Raw genomic sequence first — 370 nt, forward strand, 5'->3', positions numbered from 1 at the left:
ACCAGGGCTATTCGCTTATCAGACAACCGACTATTTATGAAAAGCTGCCGAGCGGCTATTTCATTAAGGATCCGCCGGTAGGAAGTACAGTCCTGCCGAAGGCAGGGTTCAATATTATTGCTGATGATAGGAATTTTAATCCAATAAGGCATAATAAAACAAACTTGTAAATTATTTTAATTTATCAACTGTTGCAGGCCCCCGAGGTCTTGATGACATCAGAATATGGATAAATGCATTGAACCGGGCATAAGATAGAGGAGAATGATTCCGGGGAGATGTGTTTTATGCGAAATTTTTTTGAAAAAGTTGAGCGCAGTTTGATCCGGGTTATTGTGATCGCCCTGGTGGCTTTAGTGGTGGTCCAAGG

Source organism: Syntrophomonas sp. UBA1041 (assembly GCF_002316705.1).
Taxonomy (GTDB): domain Bacteria; phylum Bacillota; class Syntrophomonadia; order Syntrophomonadales; family Syntrophomonadaceae; genus DTU019.